Annotated in this window: 23 protein-coding genes and 1 pseudogene; 21 read left to right on the top strand and 3 right to left on the bottom strand. The window is 31.8% G+C overall.

All coding sequences use genetic code 11. The annotated features are described in order from the left end of the window. Window positions 1-533: 533 nt before the first annotated feature. The 8 genes from EZV73_RS01915 (at window position 534) to EZV73_RS01880 (ending at window position 7,807) form a co-directional block, all read left to right on the top strand. Window positions 534-1,412 (top strand): hypothetical protein, encoded by an 879-nt coding sequence (locus tag EZV73_RS01915; RefSeq protein ID WP_240837776.1) that lies wholly within the window; start codon window positions 534-536, stop codon window positions 1,410-1,412. Between the two features lie 89 nt (window positions 1,413-1,501). Then, window positions 1,502-2,440 (top strand): hypothetical protein, encoded by a 939-nt coding sequence (locus tag EZV73_RS01910; RefSeq protein WP_240837775.1) that lies wholly within the window; start codon window positions 1,502-1,504, stop codon window positions 2,438-2,440. A gap of 26 nt (window positions 2,441-2,466) precedes the next feature. Then, complete coding sequence (locus tag EZV73_RS01905; protein ID WP_240837773.1) at window positions 2,467-2,928, top strand: GNAT family N-acetyltransferase; 462 nt, start codon at window positions 2,467-2,469, stop codon at window positions 2,926-2,928. A gap of 124 nt (window positions 2,929-3,052) precedes the next feature. Continuing rightward, window positions 3,053-3,799: a nucleotidyltransferase domain-containing protein gene (locus EZV73_RS01900; RefSeq protein ID WP_240837771.1), complete on the top strand. Its 747-nt coding sequence runs from the start codon at window positions 3,053-3,055 to the stop codon at window positions 3,797-3,799. Between the two features lie 136 nt (window positions 3,800-3,935). Further along, a complete protein-coding gene (locus EZV73_RS01895) occupies window positions 3,936-4,133 on the top strand; it encodes a hypothetical protein (protein WP_240837769.1) in 198 nt (65 codons plus the stop codon). 58 nt (window positions 4,134-4,191) lie between these two features. Further along, entirely contained in the window at window positions 4,192-5,121 is a 930-nt protein-coding gene (locus EZV73_RS01890) for a phosphotransferase enzyme family protein (protein WP_240837767.1), read from the top strand. Between the two features lie 492 nt (window positions 5,122-5,613). Continuing rightward, window positions 5,614-6,969: a hypothetical protein gene (locus tag EZV73_RS01885; protein ID WP_240837765.1), complete on the top strand. Its 1,356-nt coding sequence runs from the start codon at window positions 5,614-5,616 to the stop codon at window positions 6,967-6,969. A 46-nt stretch (window positions 6,970-7,015) separates the two neighbouring features. After that, window positions 7,016-7,807 (top strand): class I SAM-dependent methyltransferase, encoded by a 792-nt coding sequence (locus EZV73_RS01880; RefSeq protein ID WP_240837763.1) that lies wholly within the window; start codon window positions 7,016-7,018, stop codon window positions 7,805-7,807. A 95-nt stretch (window positions 7,808-7,902) separates the two neighbouring features. On the opposite strand, the gene EZV73_RS01875 is transcribed toward EZV73_RS01880, so the two are convergent. From EZV73_RS01875 to EZV73_RS28815, 3 genes and pseudogenes are all read right to left on the bottom strand, one after another. Next, on the bottom strand, window positions 7,903-8,310 hold the full coding sequence (locus tag EZV73_RS01875; RefSeq protein ID WP_240837761.1) for a type II toxin-antitoxin system HicB family antitoxin: 408 nt from the start codon (window positions 8,308-8,310) through the stop codon (window positions 7,903-7,905). Window positions 8,311-8,339: 29 nt separating this feature from the next. Next, on the bottom strand, window positions 8,340-8,483 hold the full coding sequence (locus tag EZV73_RS01870; protein ID WP_330636925.1) for a type II toxin-antitoxin system HicA family toxin: 144 nt from the start codon (window positions 8,481-8,483) through the stop codon (window positions 8,340-8,342). After that, window positions 8,477-8,539, bottom strand: a pseudogene (locus tag EZV73_RS28815) (hypothetical protein); the annotation flags it as partial. The pseudogene EZV73_RS28815 and the gene EZV73_RS01870, both read right to left, overlap by 7 nt. Before the next feature lie 229 nt (window positions 8,540-8,768). Between EZV73_RS28815 and EZV73_RS01865 the strand changes: the two are divergent. The 13 genes from EZV73_RS01865 (at window position 8,769) to EZV73_RS01805 (ending at window position 17,801) form a co-directional block, all read left to right on the top strand. Beyond that, the gene (locus tag EZV73_RS01865; RefSeq protein WP_240837759.1) at window positions 8,769-9,329 is read left to right on the top strand and encodes a lipopolysaccharide assembly protein LapB; all 561 of its coding nucleotides are present in this window, start codon (window positions 8,769-8,771) and stop codon (window positions 9,327-9,329) included. 40 nt (window positions 9,330-9,369) lie between these two features. After that, a complete protein-coding gene (locus tag EZV73_RS01860; RefSeq protein WP_240837757.1) occupies window positions 9,370-10,128 on the top strand; it encodes a hypothetical protein in 759 nt (252 codons plus the stop codon). Window positions 10,129-10,197: 69 nt separating this feature from the next. After that, window positions 10,198-10,773, top strand: coding sequence for a hypothetical protein (locus tag EZV73_RS01855; protein ID WP_240837755.1), 576 nt, complete (start codon window positions 10,198-10,200; stop codon window positions 10,771-10,773). 75 nt (window positions 10,774-10,848) lie between these two features. Further along, window positions 10,849-11,373, top strand: a complete 525-nt coding sequence (locus tag EZV73_RS01850) for a GNAT family N-acetyltransferase (protein WP_240837752.1) — start codon at window positions 10,849-10,851, stop codon at window positions 11,371-11,373. A gap of 9 nt (window positions 11,374-11,382) precedes the next feature. Continuing rightward, the gene (locus EZV73_RS01845) at window positions 11,383-11,589 is read left to right on the top strand and encodes a hypothetical protein (RefSeq protein ID WP_240837750.1); all 207 of its coding nucleotides are present in this window, start codon (window positions 11,383-11,385) and stop codon (window positions 11,587-11,589) included. Window positions 11,590-11,658: 69 nt separating this feature from the next. Beyond that, the gene (locus tag EZV73_RS01840) at window positions 11,659-12,432 is read left to right on the top strand and encodes a hypothetical protein (RefSeq protein WP_240837748.1); all 774 of its coding nucleotides are present in this window, start codon (window positions 11,659-11,661) and stop codon (window positions 12,430-12,432) included. A gap of 11 nt (window positions 12,433-12,443) precedes the next feature. Further along, a complete protein-coding gene (locus tag EZV73_RS01835; RefSeq protein ID WP_240837746.1) occupies window positions 12,444-12,908 on the top strand; it encodes a hypothetical protein in 465 nt (154 codons plus the stop codon). Between the two features lie 33 nt (window positions 12,909-12,941). Beyond that, a complete protein-coding gene (locus EZV73_RS01830) occupies window positions 12,942-14,087 on the top strand; it encodes a DUF4932 domain-containing protein (RefSeq protein WP_240837745.1) in 1,146 nt (381 codons plus the stop codon). Between the two features lie 27 nt (window positions 14,088-14,114). Then, a complete protein-coding gene (locus tag EZV73_RS01825; RefSeq protein WP_240837743.1) occupies window positions 14,115-14,759 on the top strand; it encodes a hypothetical protein in 645 nt (214 codons plus the stop codon). Beyond that, a complete protein-coding gene (locus tag EZV73_RS01820) occupies window positions 14,759-15,190 on the top strand; it encodes a hypothetical protein (protein ID WP_240837742.1) in 432 nt (143 codons plus the stop codon). The genes EZV73_RS01825 and EZV73_RS01820 overlap by 1 nt, the downstream gene beginning before the upstream one ends. Window positions 15,191-15,208: 18 nt before the next feature. Continuing rightward, complete coding sequence (locus EZV73_RS01815) at window positions 15,209-15,814, top strand: histidine phosphatase family protein (RefSeq protein WP_240837741.1); 606 nt, start codon at window positions 15,209-15,211, stop codon at window positions 15,812-15,814. A 64-nt stretch (window positions 15,815-15,878) separates the two neighbouring features. After that, complete coding sequence (locus EZV73_RS01810) at window positions 15,879-16,814, top strand: hypothetical protein (RefSeq protein ID WP_240837740.1); 936 nt, start codon at window positions 15,879-15,881, stop codon at window positions 16,812-16,814. Between the two features lie 90 nt (window positions 16,815-16,904). Beyond that, window positions 16,905-17,801, top strand: coding sequence for a class I SAM-dependent methyltransferase (locus EZV73_RS01805; protein WP_240837739.1), 897 nt, complete (start codon window positions 16,905-16,907; stop codon window positions 17,799-17,801). The last annotated feature ends 11 nt before the right edge of the window (window positions 17,802-17,812 follow it).

The raw sequence follows: 17,812 nt of genomic DNA, 5'->3' as shown, positions 1-17,812 counted from the left end.
ACACGATAAAAGAAATAAATAAAAAATTAGAGATGGAATAAGCCATGGTTCACCATGGTTTTCCACTCACAATAGTTTGGCAATCTAAGCAATCAACTATTGGCAAAAGTAGTGAGCAAGGCAAGGTCAGACTAAGAAAGCATTAACAGTATTAGAGTGAGTTAGTTACAGTCCATAAAATGACACTACTATTATTTGTTGTGAGAAAAAATCAGATCTATACTTCTTCAAATAGTAATGATGACTAGGTTTGATAATAATTATAAAGTAAAAGTAAGTCTAAAGTGTTGCAAATAGGCACTTGACTTAAAGAGGAGATAAAATCAGATGGAAAAAAGATAATGCAATTATTAATGAAAAATTGATGCAACTTGCGTCCTAAATCAACTTAAACTGCATTAAATTAAGGTTAGCTACAAAGAGGTTATGAAATTATGTTTTCACACTAAAGACTCTACAACAATCAAGAGTACTGTAAGTGCATGAATTTCAACAATAACAGCATATAAGTAACAATTTTTTTTAGGAGAAAAATGGAAAAAGACATTCTTAGATATTTGAAGGACGAGTTTGTATTGTCTGAAATAAATGAAGTACAAGCAAAAAGAGGCGTTTATGTATACGCAGTAACAAAAGATAACGTAAAGTATTTTCTAAAATACTTTGAAAATAAATCAGATGCCCATGAAATAGAATGTTACAGAGTTTTATCTAAAATAGATATAGCGACCATTAAATATTATGGTTATACATCAAATGCAATTTTACTGAAAGACATGAATGTGGATAGTCAATATAGAATCGGTTGTGCTGATGATTATATTAATGCCGAAATAATAAAGTCAGTTGCAAAGTGGTTTAAGAAATTGCATAATTTATCTGACAAAATAAACACTAAGTTCAGTTTCTTGGACGAGGAAAGTGTGGCATTTGAAAAACAAAAAATAATGCAGTGTATTGAGTTTTATAATCATAATGAGTTCTTTAATTTACTCTTAGTGAATATCATCCAGTTAAATGATTACTTAAGTGGATGTGATAAAATTATTATTCATGATGATTTTTATTATAGAAATTTCTTCGTTGATACTGATAGTAGTGAAGTAACGATGTTTGATTTTAACTACATGAAGAAAGGTCTGAGAAGTCAAGAGCTTGACTTAATCAGAAGAAATCTTAGAAGCGGAAGTGAAAATAGCGAGAAACTCTTTGTAAAGGAGTATGGTGACTATGATGAGTTGGAGTATAATCTTTATACTCTCTGGCGTCATTTTGATTGTCTCTTTGCGGCAAAGTCTCTGGAGCAGTATCCAAATTGGGCCTTAGAATCGAGGCAGTTACTTAGTGTTGGTAAACTGACTGATATGCTGAAAGCTGTATTGAAAAATTTGAACAGATTGAAGATCGAATAGGTACTACTAATAGAAGCTGATTCACAAGTGTGAAACATACAGATGTACTTTTGTTGAACAAAAAACAGTAAATAATTGGAGATGAAGAAATGAATAAAACACAAATTGAAGTTTTTATTAACAATAATCCTAAATGCATTGCTTCTATCGAGAGTACTGCAAAGAATGAGATGTTTGAGATTGAAAATACCCCTTATATAGAAGTAAAAGCACAAAATATTAATAATGGCGTCAAAAGTATTGTAGTTGAAAGTTACAGAAAAAAACTCCATGATTCAGAAATCGAAGTTACAGATAATAAATTTGAAATAAAAGTATACAAAGATAACCCTTTTGAGAGTGTTGATGAAGTTACAATTCATATAGATGATCAAAGATATGATATTGAGCTGAACCTCAATAAAATTTCTGGACGTGTTATGTACTTCGATGGCAGGCCAGTAGAAAATCCGATACTCAATATAACAGGTAAAGATATTGCAGTTGTAGGAGATTCACAAGGCAATTATGAAATCTCAATATGTGGGAAGGAAAAGCAAATAGGCGTTTTTGATAAAAATTACTCTAAAGAGACATTAGAAGCTTGGCTATACAATGTAGATATAGAAAATGATATTGAATTAGACGTACAAATCGATAAAATGGAGCTCTATGGTATTAACATGTGGCCTGGCGAAATGAGTGATTATGTTCATTTCATACCAATGTCGTTAAGTAGGTATCAAGAAGCTGCCAAAAGAGGATTTGGAAGCGAGTTAGATTTACTTAAATATGATGGTGTATGGCCAAAACTTTCTAGAGAAGATGTTAAGGTTTCTGTTAATGGTGAAAATATCAAGTTTCATTCATTTCAAGAAGTACCGGATTTTTTGGTGGAAGTAGATGATACTATTTATTCTAGACCAAGCTATGTTATATCAATACCAAAAGGATATAGTGATAGCATTATTAAACTAGAGATTGAAAATCGTTTTAATACAGAGAATGGAGAAATTCTAGAAAAGGGTGAAGGATACTACTTTTGGTAGTAAAAATAACATCTGGGGAGTTAAACATGGCATACAAAATAGCATGCATAACAAATGAGAATAAAGACTCATTAATTGATTTCGAGCAAACAATACGTAAAACTGAACCTGAGATATGGCCGAGTGAATTTAGCGAAAGGGAGTATAGAAGAAAGTTATCAGAAAGAGATTTTGATAATAAAAACAATTTAGTATTATGCGCAATTTTGGATGATAAGATTATTGGTCGTTGTGATTTAATCATTCAAGAAAGCTTTATGGATTTCACAAAAACGGGGTATATTGATTGGATTTACGTTGAAAAAGCATATAGAGGGAAGGGAGTTGGCAAGCTTTTAATAGAAAAAACTGTAGAAAAGGTTAAAATGCTTGGAGCAGAATACTGCTACTTGTTCACTGCAGCTAATGAAGAGGCACAAGCCTTCTATAAAAGTTTGGGTATTCTTGAACTTGAGAAAAAAGAAGTTGCACACAAGTTTTTAGGTTAATAAACTATGAGCCTCTAAGACTGTTTCTTGGGAAGTTGGTTTGAGAGTATCAAAGAGATTATAGTTGCACTTAACTTAGATGACACATATAAGAGGCGCTCTATGTTTAAAGTAAAGGAGATATATGACTGTTCAACAAAAGCTATTTGATTTCGCAAAAAAAGTGGCATTACCTTATCTATTAGAACTAGAAGCACTTCAACCTTATAAAGATGATTTTGATATATTGCTGGTCGGCTCAGTAGCAACTGGCTTGTGTAGTGAGAAGTCAGATGTAGATATGTGTATTCTGTTTAATCAAGACATTGTAGATGAAATACCAATACTGAATAACTGGAAATATGGCAAACCTTCTGAGAAAATCATTAACGGGAAACAGCTTCACTTTTATGCTACAAGCTTAGATTTCATTCATGAAAAATTAGAACAATTTGATGAATCGGTTTTTTATTTGTATAACACATCAAAACATTTATATAAAGGAAATGGTGGCTGTAGGCAACTGAAAGAACTATTAGAACTGTATTCAAGTAATCCAGAACGGTTGAGTATAAGTATGAATAAACTTATTTCTCGAAGAAGAGCTTTAGGAAAAATCTTTTCCGATTCAGAAGATCCAGTACTACGTATGGAGATGGGCTTAGAAATAATTGAACATCTAATACGTACTACAGCCCAATATGATCAAGTTGGATATGATAGACGGAAGAGATTATATCAGACTGGATTACAAGGAAAGATGGGAAAGAGTATTAAAGGAGACATTGATGTTCTGATTTCTCTTGTGAGTCATATATCTGACTGCAAGAATTTTGACGCCTCAAAAGCTTTTGAGGATATAGTTGATCAGTGTATTTTATTGATTTCCTAATAAGCTATTATTAGGTCAGAAATCTGAAACAGGCGACCTAGATTGGTACCTTATTTATTTGAAGAGAAGCTTGTGAGGCCAAAGAGATTTAGTATCACACTGAAGAGGCTTCGCCTTATGGAACAATGGAAAGATTTTGACAATGTACGAAAGGTTAGAAGGGCTTATTAAAAAGATATTCAATAACTACATTGCTATGCCTGTTTATTTTTATTGTGATAGACCCGCCATACCAATGACCTTTAATATAAGAGATGAATCTTTAGTCGTAGATGTTAATGAGTTCTTTCAGTATATTCTTTTAATTAAGGATTCAGAAGCGTCTGAGCGTTAAGTAATGATACAACTTATTGAATTATTAGAATACTGTCCATTATCATCTAGGAGGAAACATGGAATTATTAGACATAATAGAACAGGTAGAGAAGTCTTATGGCATTACAGTAAATAATGTTCTTTCGATAGATGAAGGTGTCTCATGTTCACAGATACTTGAATCTACAAATGGAAAGTATGTAATGAAAACAGCCAATGATGCATTTAAGGATACTATGAATGACTCATTAGATATATTATTGTTCTTAGAAACAAAAGACTTTAATGTTCCAAGAGTCATTAAAAATCTAAGTGGTGATTGTGTTACAGAGTTTGACGATAACACAATCATTTTATACGAATATATTGAGGCTAATGAAATTGAACCAATATTTGATTATAAAAAATTAGGGACTCTAGTCGGTGAGTTACATTTGCACCTAAGTGATTATAAGCAGGACTTACTCATAAGGGATAAGTATTTCTTTATTGATAGATATATTGAAATCCTAACAAAGAAAAACTATGACATAAATAAAATAGAAAAATACAAGCGGTTAGGTGACTTTCTATGGACCAAGTTAGAAAAGCTTGAAAAAGGCTACTGTCATGGTGACTTGCATACTGGAAATATTATATTAGATAAAAAGTTTGAATATAACATCATTGATTTTGATACTTCTTGTATGGCCTATTCAATATATGATGTCATGATTGTTTGCAACTTAACAGATTATTTTGAGTTCAATGAAACTGCCTTAAAAGAAACATATGAGAGTTATAGAACTTTTTTAAGCGAGTATACAAAACTTTGCAAAGTAAGTAAAGAAGAAGAGGAGAGTCTGTATTATTTAATCGGGATATATCATTATCAACTGCAGGCGACAATTGTAGAAATATATGGATTAGATTGTATTGATCATACATTTATAGATAAGCAGCTAGAGTGGTTAGAAGAATGGATGAAAGCAACGACAAGTTTAACAGGTTTACAGTTTGATTTGTAGGAGATACCTTCAAGGTTCAAGAGAATAAGGATATAGGATTGTAATGCAAATATTTCACAAATGCAATACATAAATCGTGAATGTATCAGAGGTCATTTGATCGAATGTAAATGCACTGTCGAAGGCCTGTGTTTATAAAAAAAAGTAACTAAGAGGATTTGATCCCCTTAATTTTTTTTGAAACAATGGGATCAAAGTTTTATAATCACTTTTGCTTATAAAGATTATATTAAGTCTAAATGTTAACTCTACTACATAATTTCTAATATGTGGTATCATTAGGAGTGGATTAGAATGGATAATAATGTTGATTTATTGGAATTCACGATTAGATAATAAAGGAGTTATTTATGGAGTTTGTAGGCATTATTATAAGTTTAGTTCTTCTGTATTATGTAATAAGAAATGGTGTTGAAGATGGCATCAACAGATCTGTATTAGGAAAGAAACAGGCTGAAGATGAGTAGAGTTAAAGTAATCGAAGGAGCTGTTATGAAAGCAAAATTTTCAGTTTTATTATCGAGTGTTTTACTATGTATGTCACTTATGAGTTGTAACAATAATGCAATTGAACAAGAAGGCACTAACAATCAAGTTTATGCAGAAAATGAATCAAATGAAGATCAAGTGAGTGCAGTTGATCAAGAAAGTAATGAAGTACATGAAGAAGTTAAGCTTGTTGATTACGATGCAATTGAAGATTATTTGTCAAGTAATTATGTAGATTTGGATTTTGATAATGATGACTATGACGAGGGTTTGAATACTCTAGATAGGGACATTGAATCGAATGAAATATTTTTTACTGCTGAAATTCATGGTGTTCATGCCAATAGTGAATTGAAGATGGCCTTTATAAAGTATTTTAAAGATAAGGCAAATTTTAAATATTTATTGTCTGAAACTTCATACAGTTCTTCTTATTTTATTAATAGGTTTTTAGAAACTGGCGACCGTTCAATTTTAGATATGCTTTTTCAAGCACAGAATGGTACCTATGCTGATAGTGAAGATAATTATAATGGATGGATTGATTTATACGAGTTTAATAAAACTCTAGAAGATGAAGAAAAAATACAGGTTGTAGGTGTTGATATAGAACACCAAGTTCTTATTGCTTACAACTATATGGTTTCAGTGCTACCTGATAAAGAGGTGCCTATAGAGTTAAATGAAACCATTGAAATGATTAAGGAAACATCAGAAATATTGAAATCTACATTTACAAAGGATTACTTGGCTATTAAGAATGCTCAAAAAACTCTTGATAATATCGAGTTAAATAGAAGCCTGTATCAAGATTATCTTGGTGATGAACTTATTTTCTTTGAGTTGGTTAATCAAAATATTATAGGTGCAAATGAAGCTTATAAACATGTTGAAGATAAAGTAGATTGGAACAATACTAGAGACCAAATTATATACAATAACTTTTTAGTATTAGATGATATTTTAGAAGATGGAAAATATTATGGACAATGGGGTTTAAACCATGCATTTCAAAGAATGGATGGTGGTGTAAAATGGTTTGCAGGCTACTTGGATTCAAGTGAATCAAAGTATCATAACAAAGTACTTTCTATTGCATACAACTATGAAAACTGTGAATCGATGAGCTTGAAGGACACGGAGCCAATTAAAATGAATATTCTATATCCTGTTATAAGCAATATAACAAATGTATCTGACAGCAAGTATGTGTTATACAAGCTAAATGAGAGTGAAGAAGAGCGACCTTTTATTCCCATGATTGAAACTTGGTCAGGTCAGGAACAAGATATTGATATGAATGAATATTTCCAGTACATTCTACTCATTAAGGATTCAGAAGCATCTAAGACGCATTGATAATTGTACAGAAATAAAAAGAGTAACTAGTAAAAGGAGGTCCTCGGTGAATTCGAAAATAAACAATAAAGGTTTTGTTAAGGAGCAATATAAAGATGATACAGGACTCCTAATAAGAAAGAAAATACATGAGAAATACAGTGCAAATAAACAAGGTTTTGGTAATTGGTTGTTTGAAATTATCGATTTACCATCAGAAGGAAGAATTCTTGAGCTAGGCAGTGGAAATGGTGACTTTTGGTTCAACAATTTTCATCAACTAAATGACTCAGTTCAGTTAACTGTATCTGATTTTTCAAATGGCATGGTTGGAAAAATGAAGAAGAAGTTTGAAGACCTTGATGTTACTGTCAGGCAGATTGATATTCAAGAGATACCATTTGATGATAATTCTTTTGATGTAATAATTGCAAATGCAATGCTGTATCATGTACCTGACATGGAAAAAGCTTTGGCGGAAGTTAATAGAGTATTAAAGCCTAATGGAAAGTTTTATACTTCTACCTTTGGAGAAAATGGATTGTCCAGTTTCATTTCAACATCTCTATCTGAAGTAGGTGTACGGGTTTCAGAAGAGTCTAATTATACATTTACACTTCAAAACGGCTCTAAGCTACTTTCAAATCATTTTGGGGAAGTAGAACGATTAGATTATGAAGATAGTTTATTGGTAACTAAAGTACAAGATTTGGTAGACTATATTTTCTCAATGACCAGTATGAATGGTCTGACTTCAGAGAATTATGATCAAATCTATGAATTCTTTGAAAAGAAAATGCAGTCAGAAGGGGTGATTGAAATTCCTAAAGAGTACGGGAGTTTTATTTCAATGAAATGACATTTTTAAGAATGAAACAGTTGCATAGAATCTGCTTTATAATACTTAATTTATGATGCTTTTAATGTAAAAAAAATCAGCCTATTCAGCTGAAATTAGTTTTTCTTGATTCCAAGATAATCTTTGATTGCGGATTGCAGCAGGTGTGAGAAATTGACATTATTCTCAATGGCAATATCATTTAACCATTTTGGTATGGTAAGTGTTTTTTTGATTGCCTTGTTTTGCATGTAATCTCTTACTGGTTTCATCCATATGTCAATTAGGATGATAGTTTCATTTTTACTGATTGTAATATCTTGAATATGGGATGGCATTGGGATGTGTTCTTTGTCTTCCTCCAAACCATACAAATGTAATTCAAGTGCCTCTTTTGCATTTGAAATTGCCTCTGTATCAGTATCACCAAAGGTTTTGCAGCCAGGTAAATCTGGGAATTCTATAGATATACCGTCATCAGCATAATGAAAAATAGCAGGGTATACATATCGATTTCTAAACATTTGTCACCAACTTTCTGAAAAGGAGCATTTTAGCTCCACAAACCAGCTTGCTTTAAGATACTCTCAATTGTTCTACGAGGGAAATCTTTTTTAGGATGTGGTGTTGTAACTAAACCCTTCTTTACTGGATGACTAGTTGGTGATGAGAACCTTTGATTCTCACAACTTTCCAACCATCATCTTTGAGGAGTTTCAAAAGCTCCCTTGAGTTATAGGAGTGTTGTCCCATTTGAGCCTCCAAGGCTAGCTGTAGTAAAGAACTTCCTATAAGTACATCGTACACGTGTTATCAATACGTGTCAAATGTGAAGCTTTGTATAAACATAGTAGTAAATAGGTGATATTTATATTGAACAATAAATATATAGTTTTTAAAGTTAAGAGCAAAGTTGAAAAGTAAACAATTAGATAATATAAAATTTCAAAGTACACTCGGACTATTTTAAGGAGCTAGAAAAATGAGCGGAACAACAATTATGGGATTAGTTAAATTATTTTTTAAGTTAGATAGAGCAAATTTGGATAATAAGTTATATGATTATAGACTTGCTCTACAAGATAATAATTTAGAAGAAGCAGAAAGATTACTTTGGATTCATCTTGATAAATATGTTAGTGATGAAGTTGCTTTATGTGAGTTAGCTGTTATCTTGAAAGGAAAAGGGCAGGTTAATGAGGCAATTAAATTGTTGGAAAGAGCAGTTAAGGCGCATGCATCTTACGCCGGTTCAAGATACCAATTAGGCAAGCTTTATCTGGAGAAAAGTGATTTTTCTTCAGCAGAAACCTACTTGCATAGTGCTTTTTCTATGAGTCAGACATCTGATTATTCATACCATTTGGCAGTAGCACATAGAGGATTAAATGATATAAAGAAAAGTGTTCATTATCTAAAAAAAGCTATTAAATTAGATAAGAGTAACAAGAATGCTTATGCTATGTTAATCGAGATTTATAAGCTACTGGGCAAAGACAATGAATCAGAGAAATATCAACTTTTGCTGGATCAAATCTGCTAGATTAGTTTATTTGAGTAATTGACATCTATAGGAGATAAGAATGTTCAAAAATATTTGCATACTTTTAGTTGGATTAATTCTATGTGTCGGATGTAATCAGGATACAAGTGAAGAGGTTTCAGTTTATATCGAGTTCGAGATAACAGAACATAAGTATATGATGGATTTCTACGATGATGGCAATCTTTATAATCGTAGTTTTGATTATGTGGACAATTATGTTAATGATGATAATGTTTTTTATCATGCAAGGAACATTTCTTCTTCAAAAGCAGAAGTTGAAACAGTTTTTGTGAGCAGTGATGGATTAACTCTAAATATGACCAATCCAACATATGAAGCATTAACAAACTTTCAATCAGAGGAAATACCTGATTCACCATTAGTTGTTCGTAACGAACCATATCAAGGTGAAATAGGCAATGTATTAAGCATTATGAAGATGAACATAGCTGGAGGTGGACCTCGTACGCGATACAGCTTAGCCACTTATTATTTTGATTTAGAGTCAGGTAATGAGTACTCTCTTGAGATGTTAATCAAACCAAAACTAAGAGAGGAGTTTTATCTTTCTGTTATCGATATGGTTCCACCATATCTTGCAAAACGAATGCCCAAAAGTGATAAATACAGTCACGACTTGTATAAAGAAGTTATTTTTCATGTAACTGATCAAGGTTTAATCTTCCCAGCAATAATAATCCCTGGTGAAATAAAGACTTATTTTCTTGAATGGGAACAAATAAATGATTATTTGGATAAGAACAGTGATTTTTATAAGGCTGTATTTATGGACTAGTTATATATATGATGCAAAGATACATGGAAGAAATCATGTAACTTTTATAATAAAGAGGTAGAAAGTAAAATGATAAAAGTAAAACCTTTGGTATGCCTAATACTCATATTAATGGCAATTGCCTTGGTCGCTTGTACCAATAAGGAATTTCCAGAAGAACAAAAGGAACTGTTGATTAATATAGCAGATTTTGAGTATTTTGAAATAGGCGATTATGACGCTTCAGGATGTGAATCTTATAAGTCAAAAACGAACATAGATGGCTCTATAGAACTCGAATATGATTATGATTACAGTTTGAATGAAAATAATCATAATCCACTTTTTTTAACTTCTGAAATTGAAGTGAATGCTGACTATGATTTTGCAGTTGAAGCATTTAAAGATAGGATATCAGCTTATAATATTGGTGCTTCTATTGCGGATATTGATCTCGTCATATTTGAAGATGTTGAATCTTCATATGATAACCTTTACTTTGCCATAAAAGAGTATGAAGGCCAATATATAGGCAATTTAGTTGTAATACAGGTTGGTGAAGTCATTGTTGCATTTTTAGTAGATGGTGTTTATTTTGATGAACCAGAACTGCTGCTTGGCTTCTTAGAAAGTTATGTTGAGGCTATAGAGTCTTATGAGTTCTAATAAAACTAATATTTGTGAGGAGAAAGCTCTGACTCTACAAGAGTTTATCCAAAAGATCATAATTAGGAGGGGAAGATGGAAAATATCAAACTAGTGACTGTTTCAAGAGAATATAAAGATTCTGTCATGGCATATAAACAAGAGTTTATGGAAAATAAGGAAAGCATGGATGGAACGGCTAATTTAAGAACCTGTGATACTTTTGAAGAATGGGAAGCAATGCTGATTGATAACTCGAAAGAAGAAACGGTTAGAGAAGGACTTGTGCCTGCAACCACCTTGTTAGCTGTAAGAGTCAGTGATAACAATTTGATAGGTATGGTAGATATCAGACACAGGCTAAATGATTTTTTAAGTAACTATGGTGGCCATATTGGATACAGTGTCAGAAAGACTGAAAGAAGAAAACGATATGCAACTCAGATATTAAATCAAGCATTAAAGGTATGTAAGGATTTAGAGATAAAAAAGGTTTTACTAACATGCAATAAGACCAATGTTGCATCTGCAAAGACAATACTCAATAATGGTGGTTTTTTAGAGAATGAAGCCCAGTATGATGAAACGACTATTATACAAAGATACTGGATTACATTATAGGAGGATCTTATGCAAGAAGGCAGAGATATCAAGCAAATAAAGAGGATGATTTTTGGTATAGCAATCATGATCTATTCTATGGTGGTTTCAGCAGGGGATTTTATTACTAACATTGGCTTAATAGTTGTGCTGAGTGGTGTCTTTTATGATTGGTTTAACAATATGGGAAAGAAGTTAGTTGAACTCTTGTCTAGTTCTAACACTACTATTAATTAGTTTATTTCATCAATTGTAAAAAAAGGTTATGACTGTTTATTTTAAAGTTCTATGTTTGGAGAAGAGTTTATGAAAGCAAAAATAGTGTTTATTATTGTTGTAATTATGCTTCTTACTATCGGGTGTGTAAAAGAAGCTAATATAGAAACAGAGCAACCCATTAAACAAGTTCAGGAGATGCTTTGTGATATACCGCTACTTAGGACTTATGATGACTTCAATTTATATGCCTTTGAGCATGATGACTTTGACTACAAGGATGAAGTTTCTAGTCTGATTGAGCATATTGATTATTTAAATGGTAAGTATTCGATAGATTTCGATCAAACTGTAAATATTATTGTTCACGAGACGCAAGCTGAGTTTGATAAATATGTGACCTCAGAATTTCTAAAAGGTGGAATGGGCTTTGCATCTAATAATGAACTTCATATTCTAGCACCTTACTCTGATAATGCTTTTATGACTTATAGTAAGTTTAAAGAGATATTTATTCATGAATACAATCATCTCTACTTCGGAAGTCTTTGTGAGAATGAATTACCTGTAAGATGGTTTAATGAAGGACTGGCAACTTATGAGTCACCAGGTTATAACAAATATACTGGCTCTTCTGTGAAAGAAAAGATTAAACAAGGTATGTTATCAGTAACAAATTTGAATGAGGGTAATTTTTTTGATTATAGTGGGCCTGCTACAATCGTTGAGCTTATTGAAATAGAATATGGTACAGATACAATTGTTGAGATATTTAAGAATGAAAAATCGTTAAATGAAATCATTGAACTTTCTGATGAAGCACTCAATAGTAAATGGATAAGTTATATAAACACGAATTATTAAAGGTGTGCAAAATGAAATTGTTAAAAATCGTTAGTGTGATTCTAATATTTTATTTGCTTTTGGTTGTTATTCTTCTTAACCATCAAGGTATCTCTTATTCATTTTCTGCTAAGAGAGTGATAGATTATCTTGAGTTTGATGTAGATTCAAACTTTCAACGGATAAGAATAGAGAAAAGTCTTATCTTGTCTGAACCAAAAGAAATAAGTAATGAAGATTTTAAAGAAAGCTACGCAATTTTGAAAGGTTTAGAGTATCATTTCATAAAAGAAATCAAAGATAATACTAGCCCTGAAGATGATCATATTATATATTATATGACACTTGTTGATGAGCATAAAAAGCGTTACCTGTATCTTGTAGAAGATGGTATCTTAGTACATTCGTTTCACGATGATGATGTAAATTATATAAAGTTATATGTTGATGAAAAGAGAATGAAACAGTTGCTAGATGAGTTAAGGCGATCCAACTGATTTTAGTTTTTCAGTATATCTAGGAGATAATTAATGAAAACGTATAAAGTTTTATTAGCAGCAATTTTTATGCTTTTACTGATTGGGTGTTCTGATAAATCCGTAAGAAATGTTAGTGAGAATGATATTTCAGATGATAAAGTATCTGAAGTTAAAGTGTCTGAAGAGAACGAGTTTATTTTTATTGATGAAAGAGTCGAGTTTATGGCTGGCGTACTCAGTCAAACTACATGGATGAATAAACGTGGTCCTAAGGGAGATGGAAACCTGTACTTTCAAGAGCTTAAAGCTTTCTTTGATGACTATAAAGATCATAAGGCAATAAGTATTGCAGAAGAACTGACTCAGGAAGGTTTTACTTATGATGCACCAGTTCACTTTATATTATGTCATAGAGACTTACCTTTACTAAATAAGGACCATGATTATGGTGAAATACTTTTGGAAAGAGTAGAGAGTGAAGCTAAATTAGATGAATTTAGAATAGCTTTATCAAACTTAGCTGAGGAAAGTAACTTCCATGAGTTCTATATAAATCATAAAGTTGATTATGATGATATGCTTACTCAAGTAAAAGCTGGATTTGAGTTTGAGTCATACTTTAATTGGATGGAAAATTTTTATGGTTACAGAAAAGATAATTTCTCAACCATACTAGCGCCTTCAATGTTTCCTGGTGGTGGATATGGCATAAATATAGTTAGTGAAAATGAAGAATTCTCTTATTTTGTACTTAGAGAGGATGGCAACTCTTCTAAGAAGGCTAAATTTTCTGTAAATCCTTTGGCGATTACAGTTCATGAGTTTGGTCATTCCTATGTAAATCCGCTTACTAGAGACAACCTAGACTTAATTGAAGCATATGATTTACAAGAATTATATGAGCCTGTAAAAGAGAAAATGACCATGAACCATTATGGTAGTGTGGAAACTTTTTTTAACGAGCAAATTATAAGATCTATTACCTATTTTGCAAAAAGAGATTTTATCAATCAAGCCAGTGCAGATGCAGAAAGAAAAAGAGATATCAGACAAGGTTTTTACTTAAGTGATTTTACTATCAGTCAGTTAGAAATCTATTTAGATAATAGAGATCAATATAAGATTTTTGATGATTTTATCCCAGTTCTGTATAAAGCATATTTTGATAACAAGGATAACATTTTGAATAATAATTAGCATCTTATACTTAGAGAAGAGGTAGTATTGAAGTTTCAAGTTTATGAGTTACAGTTAGAATCAAAAGCATTTAGATTATACGATGTAATAGATGTTCCTAGTCAATTGAGAATTATCTATCCTCAAGGTGATACACCTGTTATTCTTGCTAATGCAGATGGATATGATTTTCTAGAAAGTGTTTTAAAGATTGCATCTGTAAGCATGAAAGAAAACTGTATCATAAGGATTAAGGATAATTCACCACCAGTTGAAAAGTTTCATGAATGGTATCCGACCTCTACAGAATTTCACCTAGATTTAATCATCTCTAATTTCCAATATACTCAAGCAAGTAGCAAAAAAGTGTCACAGATGATTAAGATGATTAAGTATAAAAAGTATGAAACCATAGACATTACAGTGCCTAAGGTCACATATAATCATGAGAACTGGTGGAACTTAAGAGGGGCTTTACATGTGAATAAAAGAAAGAGTTGTTTAATGGTTTCTTCTAATAGGCTTGGCTTTTTATACATGGCAAAAGAAGCAAGTTACTTTCATGATATAAAAGATGATGAAGATGAGTATTTTGAACATACCCATTTGTTTGGTTTTTATCAACATAAAGACATGCTTGATATGAGGTATTATTTTGAGAAAACTGATCTGTTTTCAAAGGAGAAAAGCTAATGAAAAAACGTATTGTCTTTGCGGTTACTATCATTTGCATCATTATATTTCTTATGCCAATGAAAGCTTCTTGGGTAATCAGTCATAATTTTGATAAGAGCAAACTAGCTGTAAGAGATTTTATAGTAGTTTATCCAGGCGTAGATCAGAAAGTTACATCCTATGAGTTAACACCAAAAGGCATTGAAATATTGTTTGATGAGTTGAAGGATATGACTCTAGTGAAATTTCCAATCGGTAATTTTATGACAGGTAATAGTTCAGAAAGAACCTATAAAATTGATTTAGTTGAAAATGAAGAGAAGCTTATATATATAAATACCTTTAAAAACCAGATGAGTATTAATGATAAATATTATTTGATTGTTAATAGAGGTGATTTGTTGTTTGATAATCTAAGTGATGAGCTTATAGTCATTCAAGAGTTCTAGTTAAGAAAGAGGATATAGATGAATTTGATATTAATAAGACATGGTCAATCAGAGGCTGATGTCTTAAATGTTTTAGAAGGACGAGCAGACTTTCCGCTAACTGATAAAGGTATTTTGCAAGTAAAACATTTATGTGATTGGATCAAAGAAAATGAAAGAATCGATGTAATATTTTCAAGTACTCTAAAAAGAGCGAGTAAGACAGCTATGATGCTTTCTGAAGCAACTTCTACAGAACTTATATTCAAAGAAGAGTTAATGGAAAAAGACAATGGCTTGTTAGCTGGCATGTCAAGAGTAGAAGCTGATGAGAAATATCCCATTCCAAAAGGTGGTATCAAATACTATCAGACTAATGCAGGAGGAGAATCGAGGATTAGCTTTAGGGCAAGAGTCGAGACCTTTATTGCTGAGCTAATAAATGAGACTGATACAGAGAATATCTGTGTCGTGGCACATGGCGGCACTATCAACATGATTCTTCAAGTTGTACTTAACTTACCTATAAGAACAGATATTGCATTTGCATGTGATGATACATCTATACATAAGGTTAGTTATGTAGAGCGTTCACCATGGATTGAATACTTAAATAAAACTGAACATTTGAATTTCATTTTATAGGAATGAGACTTCATCTCATATTATTTGAATGAATCACTTAATCTACATGAATTGAAGGGATGTCATGAAATTGAAAAGATTGATTGTTATTGCTTGTCTTATAGTACTTACTATGGCCTTTGTTTTTAGTTTTATCAAAAATAATGAAATTTCTGAAATGAATAATGAGTTAAAGAACAAGATTACAAGCTTAGAACATTACAAAAGTGAAGTTGAACTCATTAACTCAGAACTGCGAGAAAAAGAGACGATAATCACAGACTTAGAACAAGCGATAAGTGAAAAAGAGAAGATAATTGAAAACATTGAGCAAGAAATTATAGAAAAAGATCAGGTACTTATGAATTTAGAAGCAAAGAATATCCCTATACTACCAGAGAATAAACCTGTACCTCCTATCTACTCTTCTTATAGTATTTTAAATGATTATGCGGAAGTTCCTGCATGGGGACCAACATTTGTTATTAATGAATATGCACTTGAGCATTCTCTTGAATCAGGTTTGACAACTATTAAAGTTATGGATAGCGTAGGTGAGGACTTAACTAGAATATCAATAGATGGATTGATACCTACATGGTATCTTCAGGAACATGGTAATACCTATAGGGAGTTTGCAAATCCAATCCAACATAGGTATGTCATTAATGAAAAGGATCTGTTATTAACGCCAAAAGTTGATTCAAAGATAAATCAGAGTCTTCATAAAGGTAATGTTGTCAGACTTATAGGCGAATATGGTGAATGGTATCATGTTGAGAAAGTTTTGTTGGTAGATGCAAATCTTCTACATACTGGCTGGATAAAGAAAGAAGATGTAGGATATTTTGAAGATTTAGAATCAAAGAAATATGTAGAAGTCCGGTTGAAAAATGCTGGTGAATTTAGATGGTGGTGGATCGACTCTGAGACCGAAGATACATATACTTTAGTAACGACGGGTATAAAAGTAATAGAAATCAATAAAGATGAAGTTGAGCCTTTTTTTTATAGAGAATAGAATGTGGTTTTTTAAGAAATCTAAGGAATATAGACTTTATTTTATAGACTTAAGATTTCATCATAAATATAAATTGTTAGGGAGGATTAGATGAGCCAAACATGGTCTACAAAAATACAAGGGATAGATACCTTAAACTTGAATAGAGAAGTAAGATTCACAGAAAAAACTTTCAAGCATATTTTGGATGTAATTAACTTAAATGAAACAGATAAAGTCTTAGAACTAGGATGTGGACCTGGTACTTTTAGTAGGAGATTAGCATCTTTCTATCCTAATATGAAAATTGTAGGACTTGATTTTGATAATAAGTTTATCGAATATTGTAAAAGTCAAGCTGATAAAGAAAGCTATGATAAGTTAGTATACTGTCAAGGAGATGCTTTAGATACTGGATTTAATGATGCGTGTTTTGATGTTTGTACATCTCATACTGTAATAGAGCATTTACCTAATCAAGAGTTCCTTAGTGAGCAGTATAGACTTTTAAAGCCAGGTGGTGGAGTCATTGTTTTTAATACAAGAGCTGATGTGGCTATTAGAAGTGAAGAGGGGATTAACCCAGTAGAAAGAGAAATAGAATTACTGGATAAGGTAAGTGTTACTTTAAAGGTGCTAAATGAGGAAAACCAAGTTGCGCTGTATTCTGCTAATCCTCAGCAAATCTTACGAACAATGGAAAATGTTGGTTTTACAGATTTGCAGATAGATGCAGTACCTTATACGATATGCTTGGATGACTATAGAAATAGTCAAAAATATAAAGTCCAAATTCTTGAAAGCGAGAAAAAAAGTCTTATGGAGTTTATTCATATGTCCTTAATTGAAAACCCTGATACGATTACAAACAAGGAGTTTAAGGAACTGGAGATCTTGATATCAGAAAGATTCGCTAGAAGAGTTAAAATGATAGAATCTGAAGAGAATCTATGGGATTTTAACATAACACCAACACTCGTTTTGATGGGAAGAAAACCATTAACTTAGATTTATTGTTA

The organism is Acidaminobacter sp. JC074 (assembly GCF_022496765.1).
Taxonomy (GTDB): Bacteria; Bacillota; Clostridia; order Peptostreptococcales; family Acidaminobacteraceae; genus JABXKX01.
The sequence above is the reverse complement of the archived record's forward strand: the minus strand, read 5'-3'. Positions and strand labels throughout refer to the sequence as shown.